This is a genomic window from Longimonas haloalkaliphila, assembly GCF_055379825.1.
The window spans coordinates 1443619-1466726 of record NZ_AP043948.1 but is presented as its reverse complement, the minus strand read 5'-3'; the positions used below and the strand labels follow the sequence as shown (position 1 = coordinate 1466726).

Annotated in this window: 19 protein-coding genes and 1 riboswitch; of the genes, 5 read left to right on the top strand and 14 right to left on the bottom strand. The window is 56.9% G+C overall.

Annotated features, from left to right (window positions below):
- Nucleotides 1–111: 111 nt before the first annotated feature.
- From atpA to ACZ48V_RS05770, 7 genes are all read right to left on the bottom strand, one after another.
- Nucleotides 112–1743 (bottom strand): F0F1 ATP synthase subunit alpha, encoded by a 1632-nt coding sequence (atpA, locus tag ACZ48V_RS05800; protein WP_464542481.1) that lies wholly within the window; start codon nt 1741–1743, stop codon nt 112–114.
- Nucleotides 1744–1855: 112 nt separating this feature from the next.
- On the bottom strand, nt 1856–2416 hold the full coding sequence (gene atpH / locus ACZ48V_RS05795; protein ID WP_464542479.1) for an ATP synthase F1 subunit delta: 561 nt from the start codon (nt 2414–2416) through the stop codon (nt 1856–1858).
- Nucleotides 2417–2478: 62 nt separating this feature from the next.
- Nucleotides 2479–2988 (bottom strand): F0F1 ATP synthase subunit B, encoded by a 510-nt coding sequence (gene atpF, locus ACZ48V_RS05790; protein WP_464542477.1) that lies wholly within the window; start codon nt 2986–2988, stop codon nt 2479–2481.
- Between the two features lie 342 nt (nt 2989–3330).
- Nucleotides 3331–3561, bottom strand: coding sequence for an ATP synthase F0 subunit C (gene atpE / locus ACZ48V_RS05785; protein WP_353562671.1), 231 nt, complete (start codon nt 3559–3561; stop codon nt 3331–3333).
- A 109-nt stretch (nt 3562–3670) separates the two neighbouring features.
- On the bottom strand, nt 3671–4831 hold the full coding sequence (gene atpB, locus ACZ48V_RS05780; protein ID WP_464542475.1) for a F0F1 ATP synthase subunit A: 1161 nt from the start codon (nt 4829–4831) through the stop codon (nt 3671–3673).
- Nucleotides 4832–5838: 1007 nt separating this feature from the next.
- Nucleotides 5839–6315 carry a bactofilin family protein gene (locus tag ACZ48V_RS05775; RefSeq protein WP_464542473.1) on the bottom strand — a complete coding sequence of 159 codons (477 nt, stop codon included), beginning with the start codon at nt 6313–6315 and terminating at the stop codon, nt 5839–5841.
- A 155-nt stretch (nt 6316–6470) separates the two neighbouring features.
- Entirely contained in the window at nt 6471–7364 is an 894-nt protein-coding gene (locus ACZ48V_RS05770) for a peptidoglycan DD-metalloendopeptidase family protein (RefSeq protein ID WP_464542471.1), read from the bottom strand.
- A 187-nt stretch (nt 7365–7551) separates the two neighbouring features.
- On the opposite strand from ACZ48V_RS05770, the gene rpsT reads away from it, so the two are divergent.
- The 4 genes from rpsT to queG all read left to right on the top strand — a co-directional run bounded on the left by rpsT (nt 7552) and on the right by queG (nt 12550).
- Nucleotides 7552–7803, top strand: a complete 252-nt coding sequence (gene rpsT / locus ACZ48V_RS05765; RefSeq protein WP_464542469.1) for a 30S ribosomal protein S20 — start codon at nt 7552–7554, stop codon at nt 7801–7803.
- A gap of 817 nt (nt 7804–8620) precedes the next feature.
- Nucleotides 8621–10114 (top strand): PKD domain-containing protein, encoded by a 1494-nt coding sequence (locus tag ACZ48V_RS05760; protein ID WP_464542467.1) that lies wholly within the window; start codon nt 8621–8623, stop codon nt 10112–10114.
- A gap of 326 nt (nt 10115–10440) precedes the next feature.
- Complete coding sequence (locus ACZ48V_RS05755) at nt 10441–11409, top strand: PKD domain-containing protein (RefSeq protein WP_464542465.1); 969 nt, start codon at nt 10441–10443, stop codon at nt 11407–11409.
- Between the two features lie 157 nt (nt 11410–11566).
- Nucleotides 11567–12550: a tRNA epoxyqueuosine(34) reductase QueG gene (gene queG / locus ACZ48V_RS05750; protein ID WP_464542463.1), complete on the top strand. Its 984-nt coding sequence runs from the start codon at nt 11567–11569 to the stop codon at nt 12548–12550.
- Between the two features lie 41 nt (nt 12551–12591).
- On the opposite strand, the gene ACZ48V_RS05745 is transcribed toward queG, so the two are convergent.
- The 6 genes from ACZ48V_RS05745 to ACZ48V_RS05720 all read right to left on the bottom strand — a co-directional run bounded on the left by ACZ48V_RS05745 (nt 12592) and on the right by ACZ48V_RS05720 (nt 19649).
- Entirely contained in the window at nt 12592–13365 is a 774-nt protein-coding gene (locus tag ACZ48V_RS05745; protein WP_464542461.1) for a 3-oxoacyl-ACP reductase, read from the bottom strand.
- A 63-nt stretch (nt 13366–13428) separates the two neighbouring features.
- Nucleotides 13429–13535, bottom strand: a riboswitch (TPP riboswitch).
- 109 nt (nt 13536–13644) lie between these two features.
- The gene (locus ACZ48V_RS05740) at nt 13645–14991 is read right to left on the bottom strand and encodes an MFS transporter (RefSeq protein WP_464542459.1); all 1347 of its coding nucleotides are present in this window, start codon (nt 14989–14991) and stop codon (nt 13645–13647) included.
- 201 nt (nt 14992–15192) lie between these two features.
- A complete protein-coding gene (gene lysS, locus ACZ48V_RS05735) occupies nt 15193–16731 on the bottom strand; it encodes a lysine--tRNA ligase (protein WP_464542457.1) in 1539 nt (512 codons plus the stop codon).
- 218 nt (nt 16732–16949) lie between these two features.
- The gene (locus tag ACZ48V_RS05730; RefSeq protein WP_464542455.1) at nt 16950–17519 is read right to left on the bottom strand and encodes a hypothetical protein; all 570 of its coding nucleotides are present in this window, start codon (nt 17517–17519) and stop codon (nt 16950–16952) included.
- Nucleotides 17520–17888: 369 nt separating this feature from the next.
- Complete coding sequence (locus ACZ48V_RS05725; RefSeq protein WP_464542453.1) at nt 17889–18863, bottom strand: Rossmann-like and DUF2520 domain-containing protein; 975 nt, start codon at nt 18861–18863, stop codon at nt 17889–17891.
- Between the two features lie 180 nt (nt 18864–19043).
- Nucleotides 19044–19649: a hypothetical protein gene (locus ACZ48V_RS05720; RefSeq protein ID WP_464542451.1), complete on the bottom strand. Its 606-nt coding sequence runs from the start codon at nt 19647–19649 to the stop codon at nt 19044–19046.
- Between the two features lie 479 nt (nt 19650–20128).
- Between ACZ48V_RS05720 and ACZ48V_RS05715 the strand changes: the two genes are divergently transcribed.
- Nucleotides 20129–21787, top strand: coding sequence for a S41 family peptidase (locus ACZ48V_RS05715; protein ID WP_464542449.1), 1659 nt, complete (start codon nt 20129–20131; stop codon nt 21785–21787).
- A gap of 416 nt (nt 21788–22203) precedes the next feature.
- Here ACZ48V_RS05715 and ACZ48V_RS05710 read toward each other — a convergent pair whose 3' ends face one another.
- Nucleotides 22204–22890 (bottom strand): phasin family protein, encoded by a 687-nt coding sequence (locus tag ACZ48V_RS05710; protein WP_464542447.1) that lies wholly within the window; start codon nt 22888–22890, stop codon nt 22204–22206.
- Nucleotides 22891–23108: the final 218 nt, after the last annotated feature.

The following is a 23108-nucleotide window of genomic DNA, read 5'->3' as shown; positions in this document are numbered from 1 at the left end:
AGCCAGGAATGGATACGTACAAGGTTGGGCGCGGCGTGCATTGTCACGCGGAGTAGCATCAGGCATCGCGCCGAGCAATTTTGCCAGGAGGATTATATTGAAGGGGCTCGGTTAGAGCGCCTCCAGAATCTCTTCATCGTCGTCTTCCTCGTCCTTAACGATGTACGTGGAGGCTACGTCGCTCACCACATCGCGGATGTCAGACTCAACGTCTTCACTCAGCTTGCCGGTTTCGCGGATGCTGTCAAGAATGTCTGCATGCTGTGTTCGGACACGCTCAAGCAGGTCTTGTTCAAAGTCCTGAATGTCTTCGACGGGCACATCGTCGAGTAGCCCTTCTGTAGCAGCATAGATGATGACAACCTGCTCTTGTGCAGGTAGAGGCGAAAACTCGTTCTGCTTCAGGATTTCAACCATGCGCTCGCCACGGTTCAGCTGACGCTGCGTTGAAGCATCCAGATCAGACCCGAACTTGGCAAAGGCCTCCAGCTCGCGATATTGCGACAGGTCGATGCGCAGCGTACCGGCTACGCTTTTCATCGCTTTAATCTGCGCACTTCCCCCCACACGGCTTACCGACGTCCCTACATCAATCGCGGGTCGTACACCTGAATTAAAGAGGTCGGTTTCAAGATAGATCTGACCGTCCGTAATCGAAATTACGTTAGTCGGGATATAAGCAGACACGTCGCCCGCCTGCGTTTCAATCACCGGCAGAGCCGTCAGCGACCCGCCACCCTGAACGCGGTCTTTGAGCCCTTCAGGCAGATTGTTCATATCTGCAGCCACCTCCTCGTTATCAATGATCTTCGCACCGCGTTCCAGCAGGCGGCTGTGCAGGTAGAAGACATCTCCAGGATAGGCCTCACGCCCGGGTGGACGCCGCAGAAGCAGTGAGAGCTCGCGGTAAGCAACGGCTTGCTTCGAGAGATCGTCGTATGCTACCAGCGCATGGCGCCCCGTGTCACGGAAGAACTCACCGATGCAGGCCCCTGCGAAGGGGGCGATGTACTGCAGTGGCGTCGGCATCGAAGCCGACGCGTTCACAATCACCGTATAGTCCATGGCGTCGTTGCGCTCAAGCGCACGCTGGACCTGGGCTACTGTTGAGTCTTTCTGTCCTACAGCAACGTAGATACAGTAGACCGGCTTATCGGTATCGTGAGTTTGTTTTTGATTGATGATCGTATCCACGATCACCGCTGTTTTTCCAGTCTGGCGATCGCCGATGACAAGCTCACGCTGGCCCCGCCCGATCGGGACCATCGAATCAATAGCTTTCAGCCCTGTCTGCAGCGGTTCGGTAACCGGTTCGCGGTAAATCACCCCGGGAGCTTTTCGCTCAAGCGGCATGTCAACTCCATCCTCTTCGATGGGTCCTTTCCCATCGAGCGGGCGCCCGAGCGGGTCTACCACGCGTCCGAGCATGTGCTCGCTGACCGGGACCGACGCAATTTTACCTGTGCGGCGTGCTTCATCGCCTTCACTAACAGCATCGACCTCGCCGAAGAGCACAACACCTACGTTGTCCTCTTCGAGGTTTAGCACCATGCCCTGCACACCGGAATCGGGGAACAAGACCAGTTCGCCGGCCTGAACGTTTGAGAGACCATAGAGCGTGGCAATACCGTCACCGGCTTGAAGCACAGTGCCTACTTCGTAGACGTCGGCATCGGCTTCGAAGCCACCCAGTTCACGCTTAAGGACAGATGTTACTTCATCTGGTCGAATGGAAGTAGACATAACGGAGTGGTGTTAAAGAGGTAAATGGTACAAAGGGATGCGCAGGTAGGAGCGTGGGCATCTGCGAGGGAGTGCGCAGGCGGCATCATCAGGCCGCGCCATGCTGTGGCCGTCACGGTGTGGCGGTCAGGTGTGCGTTGGTATGGAAGCGGTCGCGCAGTGCTTCCAGTTTGTGATGAACACTGCCGTCGTACACCTGGTCACCAATCTTCACAACGAGCCCGCCAATGAGAGACGGATCTACCGTCACCTCCATACGGATCGTAGCATCAGTCATCGTTTCGAGCGCCCGAGTGAGCATACGTGTCTCCTCGTCATCCATCTCATGCGAGATGCGCACGTGAGCCTCTACGATGCCCTCTTGCTCGTTTCGTATCGAACGATAGACCGACAGCATTTCATCGATCAGTGTAAGGCGCTTCTTGCGAGCCAGGAGCTTGAGAAAACGAAGCGTAAGCTCATCAACCCGATCGTCAAATAACGAGCCAAGGACCCGAGTTTTCTGATCGGCCGAGAGGACCGGGCTTTTAAAGAACCGGGCCAGCTCGTTGTTTTCTTCGAGCGAGCGCTGAATAAGCGCCATATCATCATCGATAGTATCGACGCGATCATTCGCTGTAGCTTCCTCGATCAGGGCCGAGGCGTATCGGGTTGCAACCGCACGTTGACTCATAAGACAAGAGGCCAGGCTGCAGAGCCGCGAGGGGCGCTACAGCGATGAAACGAAACAGACGATCAGTTCTCAGGCAGTTCGTCAATGAAGTTGCTCACCAACTGACGATGCCGATCGGCATCCAGGTCGGCCTGAACAACTTTGCGAGCTGCCTCAATAGCCAGGTCCGCCACTTCGTCGCGAAGGTCTTCGAGAGCTCCCTGCTTCTCACGCCGAATCTCCGCCTGCGCCTGGTCACGCATGCGGCTGATCTTGTCGCGGGTTTTTTCAAGCTCCTCTTCACGCAGTTCTTCAGCGGCCTCACGTGCCTCACGCAAGATCCGTTGCGCTTCGCGCTCAGCCTGGCGGCGTTTCTTTTCATTCTCTGCCTGCATTGCCTTGGCCTCTTCGAGGGCCTGCTCGGCACGCGTCATAGAGTCTTCGATGCGCGACTCGCGCTCGTCGAGCGCTTCGGTAATCGGTCCCCACCCAAACTTGTACAGGAGGAACAGAAAGATGGCGAAGGCGAGCGCTTTCCAGAAGAAGAGGCCCGCGGTCGGCTCGATCAGGCTTTGAGCAAGATAGAAGGCCATAGTATACGGGGAAAAACGATACGGGAAACGTAAGAAGGCGGCTACGCAAAGGCAGGCTCCTTCAAAACAAGAGAAACGTGTTCAGTGTCCATGCAGCGAGTCACACGCGGCGGCAGCCAAGCCAATCTTTGTGTAAGGATTAGCTGTTCTGCGTATTTTAAACGCATGAGCGGCTTAAGCAGGCGCATATAACGAAGTGTTACATGCACTTTGTCCACGCCCCAGGCGGGCACGTGGCCAAGCATCTCTACTGATGCAGGGATACTACTGTAGAGACACCGCTGCAGGCAACAGCGCGATTGAGTATGCGAGACGCCTGAAGGCGCAACGCAGTTGGCTCAATTACGCGAAGAGAACCAGCAACAGACAGATGATGACGGAAAAGAGGGCTACACCCTCAATCAGACCGGCAGATACAATCATAAGTCCGCGAATGTCGCCAGCAGCTTCTGGCTGGCGGGCTGCGCCGTCCATGGCCGAGTCAGCGAGGCGACCAATGCCATAGGCGGCACCGATGGTAGCGAGGCCGGCACCGAGGCCAGCAGCGAGGTATGCGAGAGCAGCAGCTTCCATAGTATTAGGGGTACGTTGTCGTGATGTAAAAACGAAGGTCATGCAGAATGCAGGGGCATGACGTCCCTGCCGCGAGCGCCCCAAAGGCGCGTACAGCGCATAGTGCGGATTAACCCGCAGCGGGTGCTGCAGCGGAAGATTGCGCCGATGCAGAAGCATCGGAATCATGATGCGAGGAGGTATGCTCCTCATCATGGTGCCCGTGCTCTTCAACGGCCATGCCAATGAAGAGCGCAGACAAAATGGTAAATACGTATGCCTGAATAAAGGCGACAAGCAGCTTCAGCAGCAAGATGAAAACGATGAATCCTGTACTAATGATGCCCGCTCCGAAGGATGCAGCGCTGCTTGCAAATAGAACATTGATAATAAAGATGATTCCGATCAGGCTGAAGATGACCAATGAGCCCCCCATCATGTTAGCAAAGAGACGGATGGCAAGCGCTGCGTGGCGCGTGATAAGCCCCAGAATCTCGATTGGGACAAGAATGACACGGATCAACACGGGCGCATCAGAAGGCCCCAGGAAGATATGCTTCCAGTGGTCGGCTGTAGCGTAGACCTGCCCAATTACAAAGGTAAAGAGCGCGAGCACCCCGGTCACGGCAAGGTTACCTGTAGCAGACCCAGAGAAAGGCACAAGCCCAAGAATATTGGCCGTGAGAATGAAGAAGAAGGCACTCAGTAGATACGGGACAAATTTCTTGTACTTGGCCCCGATGTTTGGCTTAGCCACTTCATCACGAATAAATACAATGATGACCTCCATCATATTCTGGAGAACACCACGGGGCGCCTCTTTTCGACCAATGCCACGCTTGTAACGGTTGGCAAGCGTAGCGAAAATCAACAACACGAGCGCCATTGCAGCAAGCCCGAACATGAAGTGGCGCGTGATGGAAAAGTCGGCAACGATGTGCCCGCCTTCTTCGGCAAGAGCTACTGGACTGTACAGGTGCGACTTGCTTGCTTTCTTTTCCGCGAGGGCTTCCGGATCAGTGACGAGCGTCTCGTCGTCCATCAGCCCATAGCTTCCGGAGTCAAGCAAGTTTTTCGTGGACGCAAAGGCATCAATCCCAAGATTTCCTTCTGCATCCCTTATCAGCATGATGCGTGGTAGCTCCACACTGAAGAACGGTTCGAAGTCAAGATAAAAACCGTCAGCAGCGTGTCCGACAACCGATCGGTCTACAATGTAATCGAGCGTAAGCCCATTGCTTTCGCTATCTTGATCAGGCGTCTGGGCGGAAGCGGGTGTGCTCAATGCCATGAGGCCAAACGCAGATAGCATTAGCCCGACAAGCAGAACGTAACGGAATGATAAGCGGGAGTATCGATCCACCGAGTCGAGTAGGTCAGTCTGAAAGAAACGTCAGGAGCATGTATTGCTGGTGTGCCTCCATATGACAGCTGTTTCGAGCACCACACTCAAAACGAGCGCAGTGACGAGCGCTATCACGAAAGCGGTTTTATGAACCGGGAGCATCGTGACTGCGAGAGCAAGTCCACCGAGAACGAGTGCCATACGAAGCAGGATGCCTCGCACCGTCGCACGTGTCGCATCTGTGATTGAAGACGCTCGAAGCGCGCCTTTGTGCGTCACAACGCGAATGAGTGTACTTGCTCCAACAATGCCAATCCCCAGGATTGCACTGAACCACCATGTAGAGAGCAGACCGTGCATAGCTTCAACGGCTCAACACCGCTTAACAACTAATGTGTGCTGGCGTAGCTGTTTCCGAGCCCGCCTTCTTGGCGAGTCAAGCAGAACTGAAGCCAAGCATCTGTGGCTGCATATCACACATCACAAAGTGTAAAGCACGAAGCGGTGGAAGACCTGTGAATAGCAGAAAATAGCTGCCTTATGCGATGAATAATAAATGAAAGGAGAGGTCTCAGCATCTACTTTTTTGGAGGCTCTCCTTCATGGTACAGTTCTTTCACAATGTATCCTACAGATATCACCGCCAGCAAACTGCCAACCATCACAAAAACGGGGGTTGTGTTAAGTGCGAGATCAACGCCCCACCCAAGCGCTGGGGGCCCACCGGCTGCTCCGACCAGGCGCCAGCCTAAGTCAAGATGTGGAGCAACATCGTGCCACGCGTCACGCCAAGGGGTTTCAGGTTTTCTCTGCTCTGCCTTGTCTCCTCGTTCTGGGTTGTCAGTGTCATTTGCATCCATTTTCAAGCCTCTTGCTGGGGTTCGAGTGGAGATGAGAAGTCACTGCGCTACGTAACAGGTCATCTCTCTTCCCAGCTCACTCTCACGCAGTGTTTACGACGTAGACTTCGTTTTGTCTTTCTTCGATGCTGAAGACGTTCCTCCGTCTTGCGACTTCTCGCCTGTAGGGGTCGACTTCTTCTGTCCGGGTGTTGTGTCTGGCACAGCTTCTGTTTCCTTGCTGGCTCCCATTTCTTCCATTGAGCAACTGCCTGTAAAAAGCGCACCCTCCTCTACAACCAGGCGTTTTGTGTGGATGTCGCCCTCAATGCGGGCCGTGCTCTTCAGCACCAAGCACTCGCTCACGCGCACTTCGCCTTGCACGCGTCCTGCAACGTCGGCATTGGTAGCCACAACCTCACCATCCACCGACCCACTCTCCGCGATAATAGCACGCCCCTCAACACGTATGGTCCCCACAATGTGACCGCTGGTCCGCACGTCGTTTTCGGCATGAAGCGTCCCCTCGAAAGTCGTTCCTTCTCCAACAAGGTTAATCTGATCCGATACTGCTCGCTTATTCTGTGACATATTCTTATTGTCTGTTTTTTTCGACGAGAAAATTCCCATGGGTTGTAGGCGATGGTTTTGAACAAAATTAGCCTGCAGTTTGCAAGCTGACCTATGCCAGTTTGGTGATTGTATCGCAACAGAATGTTGTTGCTATTTGCGATAGATCCGTGCTGCTACCAGCCCGCGATAAACGAACGAGGATCTTGTGCCAGTCCGTGGTGCCAAAGCTCAAAATGAAGGTGCGGTCCTGTTGTGATCTCGCCCGAATTGCCAGTAACGGCAATGACCTCTTGCTCCCGCACTTGTTCGCCAACTTGCTTCAGCACGCGTTTGTTGTGTTTGTAGACAGAGAGATAGCCACCTCCATGCTGCACAGCGATTGTGTACCCCCCTTCCTGCGTCCAGTCAGACAAGACCACGTATCCATCTCCGATTGTGCGTACGAATGAGCCCTCTTGCACAGCAATATCTAACGCGTAGTGGCCTGCACGCGGATCAAAGCCCCGTGTCGGATAGCCGGTCTCAACAGGAGGCGGTACGGGCATGGACAGTGCGGGGAGATCGTATTCGGCTGTGGCTGCCGGCGCGGCTTGCTGATCTCCGCTAAACCGGGTCAACGTAAGCGCGGGCTGTTCGTGTAGCGACCAGCTATCGCTACTTGGCGCCGGGCTGTAATCATCAACATCTGAATCAGCGCTCCCTTCGTCTCGTTGCACAGCTTCAGAGCTTCCGTCAACACCGCCCGTCAGTAGAGCCTGAAGTCGCTCAATATACTGCTGCTGTACGCTTAACGTGTCTTGCAAAGCAGCTACGCGTACGGCGTTGAGCTGTGCGCTACGTTCCATCTCTTCGGTACCGTACCCGGGAATAAGCTGGCGCAGCGGTGTAAATGCAAGGACACTGCCCGCTACGAGCATGGCTACAAGCATAGAACTTCCCCACATGACAAGGAGGCGGCGGGGATCCACTTGATATCGGCGCGGCTCTTCGACCGTACTCTCATCAAGAAGTAGAACCGTGTACGTTGTGTCGATGTCGCGAAACAGTTCTTTCAGGAACGCCCACATGACAGTATGATGCTTGGGTTAGGGGGAAGGCCTACGGCGCGTTGACGCCTAATTTATGGAGCATTGGGAAACATCCGGCATGAGTGCCGGTGGATTCTTCTGTTGTGTATTCAGCAAGGTTGCTGATTCGGCGCTATGCGCCAGCACACATACTTGAACTACGTCACAGACCCATTACACGTTTACTATGCCCCAACATAAATCTGCAAAGAAGCGCCTTCGTCAGAATGCCAAGAAACGAGTCCGCAACCGTGCGCAGAAGCGCAAGGTGCGCACCCTCGTCCAGAGATTAAAGTCTACAACCGATTCAGAAGAAGCGCGTGCTCTCTTGCCCGACGTTAAGAAGGGCCTGGACCGCCTCGTCTCCAAGAACCTCATTCACAAGAACAAAGCTGCTAACAAAAAGAGCAAGCTGGAGAAGTACGTAAACAGCCTGTAAGTAGCTTACATACCTCCATTGGGCCGCTCAACATAATTTGGGGCTCTCTTTGTAGTGCGAATAACTGCGAATAACACTGCAAGAAGCGACCTGCTGAAACGCATCAGGGTGGAACCCAACGGACCGAAATGAACCGAAAGCCTCTGCAAGGCATCATGGGTCCGACACGTATGTCCGATACGTCAACGGCTTCCCGCTCTCTTGAATGGGTGGGCGCTTGCCAAGTCTCTCTTGCTATGACTTTCCCCGCAGCTGTCGATCACTCTGGCTTCGTATATTCGTAAAAGTTGGCCCAAGGCCTTTGATTTTACGATACATCTTCATACATTTGCAGCAGTATTGCCTTGCTCCTTACAGCCATAACGTCAATACTGTGAGCAAGATATGACTGGCTTGAGCAGATACGGGACGTTCTTGCTATTAGCTTTTTCCGTTCTGCCACTTATTTTCACGACGCACAAGCCCGTGCGCAATTATCTGTGTGTGCGCGTCAAGGCTTCTCTTGCGTAAGACAACATGGCAACACGGATGAGATGATACAATCATCGCATTCTGAAAGTGATGTGTGCAGGTATGCACACGTCGCGCCTTCATCTTCAAATGGACATGTTCGCGAAATACCTTTGACCGTTAAATAGCGTTTCTCGCAGAATAGGTTAAGCCTCCTGTAGGCTTCAAGGCCACCCTGTGTGTCCTGACCATCGCATTTTGTCAGCGGTATTACAAATACAAAGCTCTCGGCTTGCTTTCATGCATGCTGAGTAGCGCTCAACGATTACCTGTCCGACACTGCCTCCTAAGAATCTTTTTCAGACCTATGACCCGAACACTTACTTCATTCCTCTTATCCATCGCTTTGCTGTTTGCCTTTACGGTAGACACATCCGACGCGCAGACGAAGCGGGCCGGCGATACGTTCTACCTGAAAGCGGGTGTTGGCCTTGTAGACTACGCCGGTGAACGGAGCCCGACGTCTGGCTTTGGCGACATCTTTGACACGGAAAAGTTTGACGAGAGCTTCCCGTTTGGCTTCCTCGGCGAGTTTGGATACAAATTCAACCCTAACTTCGGCATTGGTCTTGGTGTCCAGTATGGAGACTACCAGTTTGCTGGTGGTCCCGGACGTCCTGGCCTAGAGAGCGCCGGCATTACGACAGCCTACCTGACTGGACGTCTCGGTCTGGGTGCTCGCAGTTGGACCATCTCTCCGTACGCTGACTTTGGCGGCCACGTCTCATTCGGTGGCGAAGACACGGCCTTCGGTCCTACCGTGGCAGGTGGATTCGATATCGTTGTGAGCCGCCACACCTCGCTCTTCGTTGAGGCTCGCAGCCACCTCACGTTCCCAGGCGACGCGCTCGACAACCTTGAACAGGGCGACTACGACTCATTCGATGCGCTCACGATTATGCCTGCCCTCGGCATCTCGTACACGTTCCAGCCTGCAACAACGGCTCCTTCCATCTTCGCAATTGATGGACCCACCGAACTCGACACCGGCGAATCCGGAACGTTCTCGGCGACTGTCAACGAAGACGACGTTACCCGCCCGGTCTCCTACCAGTGGGACTTCGGCGATGGGTCGACTGGATCGGGTCTGCTGACGACGCACACCTTCAACCAGGAAGGACAGTACGAAGTGACCTTCACGGCGAGCAACGAAGCCGGCGAAGTATCGGAGTCGCTCACGGTTAACGTGACCGATCCGCCTGCTCCGGCACGCATTGCAACGATCAATGCCGATCCGAGCCCTGCAACCGCGGGTCAGGAAGTTACCTTCACGAGCAACGTGCGCGGCGACACGCCGATCACGTATGAATGGGACTTCGGCGATGGCAACACCGGTACCGGTGAAACCGCCACGCACACCTTCGATGAGGAAGGAGAGTACACGGTTACGCTCAACGCCTCGAACGACGTAGGCGATGACTCCCGCTCGCTCACGCTGATGGTCGAGCCCGATCTGCCGCCGATCTGCGGTACCGTTACGGAGCTCAACCCGGCATTCTTCGGTGTCAACTCCAGCACGCTCACGGATGAAGCCCGCGGCGCGCTCGAAGAGAACGCCGAAATCCTCGCTGAGTGCACGAACCTCACGGTTCGCGTCGAAGGCTTCGCTGCCGCTGGCGAGCGCAACCCGGATGAGCTGTCGCAAGACCGCGCCCAGGCCGTCGCTGACTTCTACGAAGAAAACGACGTGCCGGCCAACCGGATCACGGTGCAAGGCCGCGGTGCGATCGACGACGAGACCACGACCAAGAAAGCGGGTACGGAACAGCAGCGCCGCGTGGACTCAATCCCACAGCGCTAACCCGGACCGCACACGTAAATCGTAGCAGCGCATCAAGCTAAGCCGCTGCTACCGTGCATGAGCGAGCCTACTTCCTCCGGGAAGTGGGCTCGCTCTTTTTTTGTTGGTATATGCTGCCGCACGCTCCCGTGCATGCGCTCTTTCCGACATGTGTCAGGCGCCGAAACTGGATGACACTGCAGATCCTCTATTGGTATGCTGCGCTGTCCACCACATGAATGCTTCTGCCGTGCTCTTTCACTACAGCAGCTCGCCTTATTAAAGACTACGCGCCGCTCCCAATGCATTGCGCATCCCTTTTCCGTCGCATATCGCGCGCTTCATACTTGCCTGCTTCTGTTCAGGCGGTACGCCTTTTCTTTGCCCATGCGAGCGTGGCCTATTTTATGGCGGCAGGGTGTCTGTTCGTCATTCTTGGCGGCTGCACTTCTATGCAGCCGCCTCGCGTGCTTGCTCTCAGCGGTCCTGGCGAAGTCCCCATAGACACAGCAGCTGTCTTTGTCGCACAGATCAACAAACGGGCCACTGAGCACGTGCGTCTCGATTGGGACTTTGGGGACGGTACAACCGATGTCGGACTTCGCGCCGTTCACCGCTTTGCGCGCAGCGGCACATTTGCCGTCCGTTTCACCGCGACCAACGAAGCCGGGTCTGCAACACGTACCCATCTCGTTCGCGTGCAGCCCCCAACTGCGTCTCCTCGGATTGCGACTATTCAGGCGATCCCGAACCCGGTCGTCGTCGGACAGCCTGTAACCTACCAGTCGGATGTCCGGGGCGTAGTCGCGGAACGGCTCTGGAGTTATGGCGACGGAACGGAGGTTTCTGATGCAAACGGGGAGCACCGGTATCGGTATGCAAGCCCCGGTACGTATACCGTGCGCCTGTACGTGGCCAACGAAGCCGGAAGCGACACGCGCACGGTCTCGCTTACCGTGCAGCCCGACGTACCTGCGCTCTGCCGGGCTGACCTTGAAACCAACCCGGTTTTCTTTGCCTACGGCACCAGCCTCCTCTCTGACAGCGCCCGGGATGCCCTACGTGCTAATGCAGAGCTTTTTGCCACCTGTGCTCCTCTCCCCATTCGTATTGAGGCGTACGCTGGCTCCAGCGAGCCCCGTGCAGCCACCCTGGCCCACGACCGGGGCCGCGCAGTTGCGATGTTCTACCAGCAGCAGCGCATCGATCCAGAGCGGCTTCTGGTGAATGCGCATATTGTACCTGCTCCTGCCGGGAAGACGCGCAAAGGCGGGTTGTCCTTACAGCGCGTTGCCTCTCATCTCGTTAACGAATAGATACGCAAAGAGAGGCTGTACATCCCTATGTGGATGAGCTTCAGTTCGTGACTTTTACTTCGATGGGGCTACATCGCTTCGCTTTCCTTAACAACTCTACTCCTGATGGCTCGTTAGATTATCAGCTTTCTTTCGGATACACTGCTACAGACCAAGCATGGGCACCCCCGCTCCAACTTCTGACTTTGGCCGCACGGCTCAGCGACGTGCTGCACGGGCGCTTAAAGCGGAAGCGGCCCGGCTGGGCTTTGACGCGTGTGGCATTGCAACGGCAGAGCCGCTCGACGACGAGGCCGCGCGCCTTGAACAGTGGCTGCTCGAAGGCCGCCACGGTACCATGCACTGGATGGAGCGTCACTTTGACAAGCGCATTGACCCGACGCGGCTGGTGCCGGGCGCCAAAAGTGTGATCTCGGTGCTGCATAATTACTATCAGCCAGGTACGCGGCACGACGAGTCGGCTACGACCGGTAAGATCAGCCGGTACGCCTGGGGCGATGATTACCACGATGTGCTCAAAGACCGTCTCTACTTGCTCTTGCACTGGCTCGAAGAGCACGTCGGACAGTCGGTGCATGGGCGCGCCTTTGTGGATTCGGCGCCGGTGCTCGACAAGGCCTGGGCTGCGCGTAGCGGACTCGGGTGGCAGGGCAAGCACTCGAATCTGCTCAACCGCGAGATGGGTTCGTTCTTCTTCATCGGTGAGATCATCGTAGATGTGCCGCTGCCGGCGGACCATCCGGTCGAGGACTTCTGCGGCTCGTGCACCCGCTGCGTGGATGCCTGTCCGACCGATGCCATCTATCAGCCGTACGCAGTTGATGCCACGCGCTGCATCTCGTACCTGACGATTGAGCACGGCGGCGATGATGTACCCGAGGCGATCTCAAGCGACATGCAGAACTGGATCTTCGGCTGCGACATCTGCCAGGATGTGTGCCCGTGGAATAAGTTCAAGCAGCCCACGACCGAGCCTCGCTACCAGCCGCGCGAGGGCATGTCGGATACCGACCTGCGCGACTGGGTGGAGCTGGAGCTTGAGGAGTTTCGCGAGCGCTTCTCCGGCAGTCCCGTTACCCGCGCCACGTACGAAGGCTTTAAACGCAACGTCCGCACCGCCCTCGACAACGTATCGTCGTAGGCAGATGCGGACGGTTTTGCCTCTATCCAGAAGGCGAAGAGCTACTGCATTACGAGACCGCCATCCACAATCAGGTTTTGTCCTGTTACGGCCCGCGCCCATGGCGAGGCAAAGAAGAGCACGGCATCGGCCATCTCTTCGGGGGTAGTCACCGAGCGCAGCGGCGTGGAGTTACGGATGAGATCGAACACCGCGTCGGGCGTTGCATCGCTGGCGTCAGTGCGGTCGAGGAGTCCGCCCGATACCATGTTCACGGTGATGCCCTCGGGCCCGAGTTCCTGCGCCATGTTGCGCACAAATCCGAGCAGCGCGGCTTTGCCGGTGGTGTAGTCGTGGTACGGCACGACCGGGTTCTGAACCAGATTGGAGCCGATTGCCACGAAGCGTCCAAATCCAGCCTCTTTCATGGCCGGGCGGCACGCTTGTACCAGGTGGAGCGCGGCTTGCACGCTGCCCTCGAGCTGGGTCTGGTAGTCTGCCCACGACACGGTGTCGGCGGTCGCGCGCGCCTCGGCATCAAACTGAAAGTCGATCAGCGCATTGCTGACTACGGTAGTTACGGGCGTACCAAAGTGATCGGCGGCGGCGTCGACCATGGACTGCACGGCTTTGCGATTGCGCACGTCGGCCTGATAGGGGAGCGCGCGGTCGCCAATCGAGGCGGCAACCGCGTGGGCAGCGTCTTCGCTCTGGTAGTAGTTCACGACGACACGAGCACCTTCGCGCCCAAAGGCACGGGCCAGGGCGGCGCCGAGTCCGCGACTGGCACCGGTAATGAGCACGACCTGATCGGAAAGGGCAGGAGTAGTAGACATAGCAGGTAGTCGTTGGCTTAGAGAAATGCGAAGCCAGCGGCGCCCCCAAGGAAGACGTGCACGGGGAACAGCGGGAAGCTTTCCTTCGCCGGTACGACCCGGATCAGGTTCGAAGGGTGTATCTCTCAGCCCCGGCGCATTTCTGTGCGGGGGCACCCCCAGCCTCGCTATCGAAAAGTGGGTTCGGGGGATGCGACCGTCCATTCGTTGCACGGCAGTCCAGACGCATCCCCTGAACAGTTCCTAACGTACCACAGCGCACACGCAACCGCAACGGTTCTACGTGTCTTCGTGAGGCGTTGCCATCTTATCTGCTTTATCTGCCTGCTGATCTTCAGCGTCGGATTGCAATTCTTTAGGCACGACCACAAGAAGCCAGATCAGCCCAAAGGCAACTTGCGCGCCCGCAAAGAGCCGCACCGCCCCTGCCAGGTCGAGCCAGCCCAGTTCAAGCACCACGCTGGCTATGCCGATGGAGAGGCTTTCGGCGATCATCACCAGGAGCCACTCGGTGGCAAAGACGCGTCCGCGATAGGCATCGTCGGTGCGTTTCTGGAGGAGTACGGTGGCGAGCACCCAGTTGCCCCCACTGGAGGCATGCGCCATGACCACCAGCACAATAACCGTGAACAGCGCAATGCCTTCAGGCGCCCACGGCACCAGGCCTACCACAAAGTAGGCGCCTCCGCTCACCGCAATAGCGCTGCCCAGCACCATTGGCCATTTTGCTTGGTCCGTAAAGAGCCCCCGAGCAATGATCGGCCCGATGCCGGTGCCAATGCCGCGTGCCATGAACAGCACGCCGATGCCTGCTGCGATCGCCCCCGGCGACACCTGCTCGCCGATGAGCGTAAGCATGTACACAAGCCCGCCTCCGGCCAGCGCCCAGGTGGCTTTGGCTGTTGCGATGCGTGCCACGCGTGGATGTGCTCGAAGATGCGACCAGCCGTCCCAGATCTTGCGTGCGGCGGTGCGCAGCAGCGGATCGTCGGCGTCTTCGGTGTTTTGCGGAATGACGGTGCGGTAGACAAACCAGGCCGACCACAGATAGGTCAGGCAGTCAAGGATGAACACCGCCTCAATGCCAGCAAACTCCACCACGAATCCCCCCAGGGCAGCGCCCACCGCCAGCATAGTCGACCAGGTGGCCGAGGAAAGGGCATTCGCCGTCAGCAGTTCACGCGGCGCGGTGATGTTGGGGATGGAGGCGCTTTTCGCCGGCACATAGACCGATCCCACGACGACCTGCGCGGCGATAAGCACGTAGATGAGCGGCACGTGCGCCGCCTCTTGCACAAACAGAAACCCAAGCACAATAACGGACCGCAAGAGGTCAGCCCCAATCATGAGCCGGCGCCGGTTGTAGCGGTCTACGATAAGCCCGGCAACGGGCGCAGCCAGGGCCCACGGCAGCATCTTCGCAAGGAAGATCACGCCAATGGCGAGCGGCGAGCCGGTGAGCGTAGAGACAAGGGTGTAGAGTGCAATCAGGTTGAACCAGTCGCCCAGGAGCGACAGGCTGCTACCGAACCAGAGCCGGCGGTAGTTAGCGTTGGTACGTAGCAGTTCGAGGTAGCCGGCGCGGTCCTCAACGTCGATGTCGTGGTTGCGGGATCTATAGGCCATAGGGCCTGTGACATGATCCACTGGGCTCCAGGTTTCTGGCAATGCACCGTGCTGGGATTTCTCGCAGCAATGTTGCGTTCCGCATACAGCTGCGTTTCGTACATAAATGCAACCGGGTCCACCGAGCAACGTCGGTGGACCCAGCAGGGGATCGTGCTTTGTTGGTTGTACCCGCGGATTATACCGGCGGCGTGCGCGTTCTCACTGGCGTTCGGGGCGCATCAGGGGGAAGAGGATCACGTCGCGGATGGAGTCCTGATCGGTCATCATCATGGTGAGGCGGTCGATGCCGATGCCGAGTCCGGCAGCGGGCGGCATGCCGTATTCAAGGGCGCGCAAGTAATCCTCGTCAACGGGTGTGGCCTCATCGTCGCCCGCGTCAAGGAGGCGCACCTGCTCCTCAAAGCGTTCGCGCTGATCGTCGGGGTCGTTCAACTCGCTGAAGGCATTGCAGATCTCACGCCCAGCCACAAACCCCTCGAAGCGCTCCACGAGTCCGTCGGTTTCTCGGTGCTTCTTGGCGAGCGGACTCAGCTCAACGGGGTGATCCATCACGAACGTAGGCTCGACGAGCGTAGGCTCGACCGTTTCGCTGAAGATCTTGTCGTAGAGCTTGCCTGCCCCCAGGTCTGGGTCTACGTCGATGTCAAGTTCTTCCGTCACTTCCAGCAGCTCCTTGCGGGTGGCGCCATGCAGGTCGTATCCCGTTTCATCTTCGATGGCACCGAGAAACGTAACGCGGTTCCACGGGCGCTCGAATGAAACGGTGTGCTCGCCGATTGTGACGTCGGTGCTGTCGTGGAGTGCTGTGGCAACGGCCTCTACCAGCTGCTCGGTGAAGTCCATCATCCAGCGATAGTCTTTGTACGCCACGTAGAGCTCCATCATGGTGAACTCGGGGTTGTGGAAGCGGCTCAGCCCCTCGTTCCGGAAGTCTTTGCTGATTTCGTAAACGCCTTCGAATCCCCCAACCAGTAGCCGCTTGAGGTAGAGCTCATCTGCGATGCGCAGGTAGAGCTCCATGTCGAGCGCGTTGTGGTGCGTCGTGAAAGGCCGTGCTGTGGCTCCGCCATACACCGGCTGCAGCACGGGCGTTTCCACTTCAAGATATCCCTGCGCATCCAGAAACTGACGAAGGGTGCGGATGAGCGTAGCGCGCTGTCGAAAGACATCACGTACGTCAGGGTTGACTGTCAGATCTACGTAGCGCTGCCGATAGCGGAAGCCCTTATCGGTAACCTGGTTGTAAGTGTCGCCTTCATCGGTTTCCTTCACCACGGGGAGCGGACGCAGCGCCTTCGAGAGCAGCTGCATTTCGTCGACACGCACCGTTACCTCGCCCATGCCGGTGCGAAACACATATCCTTTCAGGCCTACGATATCCCCAATATCGAGCAGTTCGGTGAAGACCTCATTGTAGAAGTCCTCGCCGACTTCGTTTTTACGGATGTATGCCTGGATGGTACCCGACTCGTCTTGCACGTCGAAGAAGGCGGAGCCTCCCATCACCCGCATATTGGTAATCCGCCCGGCCATCGACGCGGTAAGCGTTGTGCCTTCGTCGGGGTCGTGTGCTTCATCGTCGAACGTCTCAAGCAGATCAGCGGCGTGGTTGTCTACGGGCCAGCTGTATGGGTACGGGTCGATGCCGCGTTGTTCAAGCGCTCGCCGCTCTTCGCGGCGACGCTGTTCTTGCTCAGAGCGCGTAGGTTCTGGTGAGGCAGACGCGGTGGAGTCCATAGGAAAACAGGAAATCAAAACGGTAGCGAGTAGGAGGAACCAGGTAAAAATAGAGACGCCCTCGCATTTGGAAGGCGTCTCTACAGGAGATCAGTAACGGGATACCAGGGGTCGCGTTCGCTGTTGCGGTACGGTTTCAGCGCAGTTTCAGCGTGTTCAGCACAATTGCGCAACGGAGATGAGGTGCGTGGGGGCTTGCTCTGGCCGGGTACCCGGCGCTATGCCGTCCACTGTTCAGCTTCAACAAGCAGCGTGTTGTGATGGGCGCGCAGAAGATCGGCAACCCGGTTACTCAGGGCACGTGCGGGGCTCTCCTTTTGCTGCGCGTTCGAAAGCGAAGTAAGCTGATTGACACTCTCGCTAAGCGCTTCAACGGCTTCGAAGAGCGCTTCAGGCCATGGCGGCGCGTCGCCTGCAACGGCAGGCTTCTCACCACACAGACGCGCAAGTCCGTTTCCTTGCATGTCAAGCTGCGCGCGGAGCAGCTTCGCTACCTCGTCGATTGTGTGCAACATCTCGTCGAGTTTCTCACGCTGTCCGAGCGAGAGCGCAGCCTCTGCCACGTGATACTCATGGCATGCCACACGCTCCACGATCTTTACGGTTGCCATAACAACCGACTGGAATGCGGCTCCAGTGTGGCGCTCTTCCAGAATGGACCGAAGTACAGCAAGGTCTGACGGGATGTGCTGGACGAGTTCGGCGGTACCTGCATCTTCGGAGTCACCGGAATGCAGTAGCATTTTGTCTTCGATCCGCTCACTGGGAGTGCGCGCAGGAGTATTCATATGCGAATGTAGAGTTATGACACAAACACGTGTGCTGCTATATCTTGGTAGGCCAACGTGAATAGCAGCAAGGGAAGCAGACGGTTGGCGCGCACCCTGGGTATAAGGATACGGACCGGGAAGAAGCCTGCGGCGCTCTCGTCTCAGAGAGCATCAAACTCGTTGAGACGATGCATCTCGCCACGTCAGCCGGTGGGGAGGCATCAACAGCATTCGTGGGGGAATGCTCAAGCACTACGCTTCATTATTGTATTGCAACATCCTGATGTGCGCTCTAACAGGGAGCGCTCTAACAGGGAGCGCTGCCGTGAAGCGTTGCATTGTGGGGCTGAGCATTTATACGCAGTATCGCAATCTCAGCGGAGGATGTCAAGCACTGTTATTTCTTCTACCTTTCTGGAGAGAGTTTTTCAGTATGTTTTGTACGCGTGCAGCGTCCCGCTGAGACAGCTTACCTGCTTGGCGCTGCAGTTGAACCATTATATTGGTTAGCGAAGCGTACAACCGTTCTATCTCTATATTTTGTTCCGTAATGCGGTTTGTGGCCTCCTCTTCAGGCAGTACATCGCCCTCTCTGGGGCTTTCTGATGAGGTATGCAGCGCTGCTATATGAGCGGCAATTGTTTCATGGTCACCGCGCGCTGCCGGCCCCGTCAGAGCATCGGAGCCGTTTTTTTGGATGTTCATCCATGTCCGTTCAACGAGGGGGCGAAGCGCATCAAACGCCTTATCAGGTTCCAGGCCGGCGTTCTCCCACACATGCTGCGCTGTAGCCAGAAGCGCAACAAATCCGTTAGACGCCAGCACAGCCGATAAGTGATAGAGCGGCTTCGCACCTGATTCAAGGTGCTGTGGCGAGGCCCCCAATTCTTTAGCAAGGGCCTCGCCATATCCGTATGCATTTTCATCACCTTCGATTGTCATCCATATTCCCTGAAATGCCGATGGAGGCGTGTGAGCAGTGAACGTCTGCAGCGGGTGAATGCTAAGTAGCGCTGCCCCTGCTGCTCGTAGCGGAGCCAATACCTCAGCAGCATGTGCCCCCGACGTGTGAGCCGCGATCCATGGGTCCGACAGCGACGCACGTGCTAATTCGGCGGCTACCTGGTCTAACTGCTGGTCGGGCACACAGATGAGAACCCGCTTTGTGGCTGGCGGGATCTGGGTTACGCTACTGCTTGCATACTCCGCACCTACTCTACTGGCAAGTGCCACAGCGTCAGAGCGTGTGCGGCTCACAATGCCGGTTATCGACGCTCCACGTTCATGCAGCGCACGTGCAAGTGCAGAGCCAACGGCTCCAGCTCCCACAACAACTGTAGGCTGTGCAACGACTTCTTTCATATAGGGTGGGGAATCATCGGACGTGCGGGGACACAGGCATGCCTGGAAAGCAGCGGAAAGCAGCGGGAAGCAGTCAGTGAACAGGGAGCCGCACGACGAGGCGATACCGTGTGCTCTCCCGATTCTCCCCCAACAGCGTGCCATGTTAGGCGGCTTATGTTTAGCCTGCTTACGTGCTCCTTACGCGTCTGGCTCGCGGGGCGCCTCTGTCGCGGTGTTTTCTGTTGCAAATGGCGCCTCGCCGTTTATTGCGTCAAGCAGTGCGTTGCGGTGGCGCGTACGCATCATGCGGATAGCCGTTTCAGGATCTGATTGAGCCACACACTCAGCCCATCGAAGGCTCATGTGCATCGCGTCGTGTACAGCCGTGTACACGTCGGGGTCAGCGCAGCCCCGCGCCGCAAGAAGCTGAGCGGCTTCGGGACTCCGGCGGGGCAGTCCTATTGTTGAAGCGGCAACCGCTTCGTCGTCTGAGGCGGCTCGCACCTCCCGTAGTGCCGAGACCGGAGCCCTGCGGGCAGACACCGCACGCGCGGTGTCCCACAGGTTGTAGCAGCGTTGCGACGGGGCCTCCTCTTGCCATGTTTGGCGAACGCACCAGCATGCAAATGCACGAAGCACATAAGACGACTGCTCCGATTCAAGGTAGCGTGCCAGCTTCATTTCATCGTTCAGCTCTTTGTTTGGCACCACAGAAGCAGGCTTCCCGCTACTCCGTTCAACAGCCACCGACCGGCCGCTGCGTCCATCAAAGATGTAGTAGTAGTCTGATATTCGCTTATTCATGGGTAGCGCCGCTGCCGATTAGCGTAGAGGCGATTGGCGTGAGAGAGCAAACTCTTATTTGCAACGCCTTCTATTTACAGGACATGTACAGGGTATAATGACCTGTGACCTACAATTTTAAGACGTATAGCGAGCATACGCATCACATACAATATCTTTCTCATCTCAGAGCTTCTCATCGCCAGCTGTTCCAGATGGTAACAGGATAGTCCACATTCGCTTCAAAGTACTGGCTGTACGCAACAAACCAGGTGTACAGGTCTTACCATTGTAGCCCATATATGCAAAGCGCCCCTACGATTGCAATCAAAATTGCAATCGACTGTGCAGTCAGCTGCAACCAGCGCTGCTCCTGTTTTCTTCTGTGGTAGTGTGCTCCGTTCGCCCTGTGTCTGCGCCCTGCACCCTGTGTCTGCGCCCTGCATGTATGTCTTACATCCGCACGACCCGTTCTCTTTACGCCTTACCGGCTGTGTCTTATGAGACATGTAACACGATACGTCCTTCCTGCCATTGGCCTGATCCTTCTCGGTGCCGTGCTTGGTGTGCAGGTAAACTCATTTACCTCTGACGATACGGCCTACGAGCAGCTTCAGAAGCTGGAGCGCTCCTTCGTTATCATTACGCGTCAGTATGTCGATGAGGTTGAATCCAAGAAGCTCGTGGAAGAAGGCATCGAAGGCATGCTAAACGCCCTCGACCCGCACTCCACCTACATCCCTGCTGAGGATGTGCAGCGCGTGCAGGATAGCTACCGCGGCTCGTTCGGCGGTATCGGAGTCATGTTTGAGGTCGTCGAAGACACCGCCCGGGTCATCTCTCCCATTGCCGATGGCCCGAGTGAACGCCTCGGCATCATGGCAGGCGATCGCATTGTCGGCATCGAAGACGAAACCGCTGTTGGCATCGGGACAAATGGCATTCAGGAGCGCCTGAAAGGCGAGGTAGGTACGGAGGTCACGATCACGATCTACCGTCCCGGTACCAGCCAGGAAGAGGACTACACGATTACCCGCGACGAAATCCCAATGTACTCGATCAACACGTCGTACATGAGCGACGACCGTACGGGCTACGTGAAGATCGACCGCTTCGCCATGACCACGCACGACGAGTTTATGGAGCATGTAGGCGAGCTCCGCGAACAGGGCATGCAGCGCCTCGTGCTTGACCTGCGAGGCAACCCGGGCGGTGTAATGCGCTCTGCCATCGAGGTTGCCGACGAGATGCTCGGAGCTGGCCTTTCGATCGTTGAAACGCGCGGTCGCGAGCGCTCCATGAACACAACGTTTAACGCAAGCGGAGGCGGGAGCCTCGAAGACACGCCCATCATCGTGCTCGTAGACCAGGGCTCTGCTTCCGCCAGCGAAATTGTGTCGGGGGCGCTGCAAGACCACGATCGGGCTCTCGTCGTGGGCCGCCGTACCTTCGGCAAAGCGCTCATCCAGAAGCAGTTCGACCTGGATGACAGCAGCCTGCTGCAGATGACCGTGGGCCGCTACTACACGCCCCTCGGACGTCTCATCCAGACGCCGTATGAAAATGGCGATCAAGAGCAGTACATCGAGCGCATGATGGCTGATCAGGAAACGGCCACCTTCGACCCCAGTGCCTACCGCGAAAGCGTTCCTGACTCGCTTATATTCCAAACCGAGCACGGACGCGAGGTCTTCGGCGGTGGCGGCATTATGCCTGATATCGTCGTGCAGCCTGATACGTCGAGCCTCACAAATTTCGTGTCTACGGTGAACATGGACTTCGCCTTTATCCGCAACTGGTTTGCACAGAACGAACAGCATGTACGCTCCTCGTGGGGCGATGACGCAGACGCGTTCCTCGAAGATTTCTCGACGCCCGACTCGCTTGTCACTTCCTTCTGGGAGTTCACAGAGGAGCGAGGTATGTCGTACACGAGCGATCCAGGTGAGGTAGCTCCAAGTCAGGGCACGTTCCTCTATGCCGACCGCACTAATAGCGAAGAGGCGCTACGCCTTCGCCTCAAAGGATTCCTGGCACGGCAGCTGTTCGGCCTCCGTACGGCCCAGCCTACGCTCAATGAAACAGATCCGATCTACCAGCACGCCCTGTCGCTCTGGGATGATGCCGAAGAGCTTGCCGCGTTGCACCCGCGGCGCTAATGCATCCACAGCGCTAAAGGCGCCCAAAGCAACACGCTCTTTCAACCAAGCCGCTCTGGCCTCTCTGCCAGAGCGGCTTTTTTGGTTCTTTGGGATGCAAGCCGGCATGCCTCTTTGCAACGCTCTCCTCGTCTACCACACTGTTTCGCCTTGAATGCAAGCCCCCTCTCACCTGCGGATGTCTTGCATTCAGCAGCAGGAGAGGCGCTTTTTCGTTCACCCGTTCCTCTCTCTACCTCTCTCTACCTCTCTCCATACCCCGATAGCTGCCATACCTGCGCCCCCCAACGGAGCATGCGAAGGGGAAATGCTAACAAACACGAAAAACCCGTCCCCCACATGGGGAGACGGGCCAGTATGCAGTGGTCGGGGTGGTAGAATGCCCCGCCCGCTAATGACGGGCCAGGCACTTCTCGCTACGCATCATCTTCCTGATCGTAGCTGATCGTTTCCTGCACCGTGTTATCCTGCTTGTGGATGATCAGCCGGCTCGGAGCTTGGGCCTTCGCAGCGTCGCGGGCAGCATCAACCGCTTCCTTCTTGGTTTCGAAGGTCTGCAGCGGCGCATCCGCACCGTCTTGGAGGAGGACCCACTCGTCTTCTCTATACGCAATGTGGAAGACCGGCATCTCTCCTGAGGCACGCTGGTCGAGCATGGCAGAGAGCGCATCAAGCTTCTCAGACAACTGCCCGACTTTGCTCGAAAGCCCCTGCACCTCTTCGCGGGTAGGCACGCCCAGGCGCCCCAGCGTATCGTTCAGCGTCGACGACACCGTCCGCTCCACCGTCTGGGCCGCATCCGATACACGCTTCGACACGTCCTCAAAGCGACGGTTGAACTCTTCCGTGATCGACTCCTGCTGCTTGTTCATCTCCGCAGCCGCGTCGTCGAGCTGCTTGCGGCGCTTCTCTTCATACTTCTCACCACGGTTGACCAGGTCCTTGAACATCCGGTCTCCTTCTTCCTCAACACGCGAGAGCGCACCAAGTCCAGCCAGCCATACCTCACGGCCGCGCTCTGTGAGCTCTTCAGGCAGCTTGCTGAAATCAACTGGCTTTCGTGAACCGTTCTCTTTTGCTTTTTGCTCTGCTTTAGTACCCATAGTAATCACCTCGTAAGTAGTTGTTAACAGGTCGTGCGACACTGTCTTTCAAGGGGTAGACATTTTGTTTTTACTGTCCAAGGCCCTTTATAACGCAGTGCGTCACAAGTTCCTCATTCATGACGCACAGCGTTATAAATGCACATATTCACATAACTCCTATAGAAAGCCGTGCATCTTCCTGCCATCTTATGAAAACCCTTTTGCTCATCCTCCTA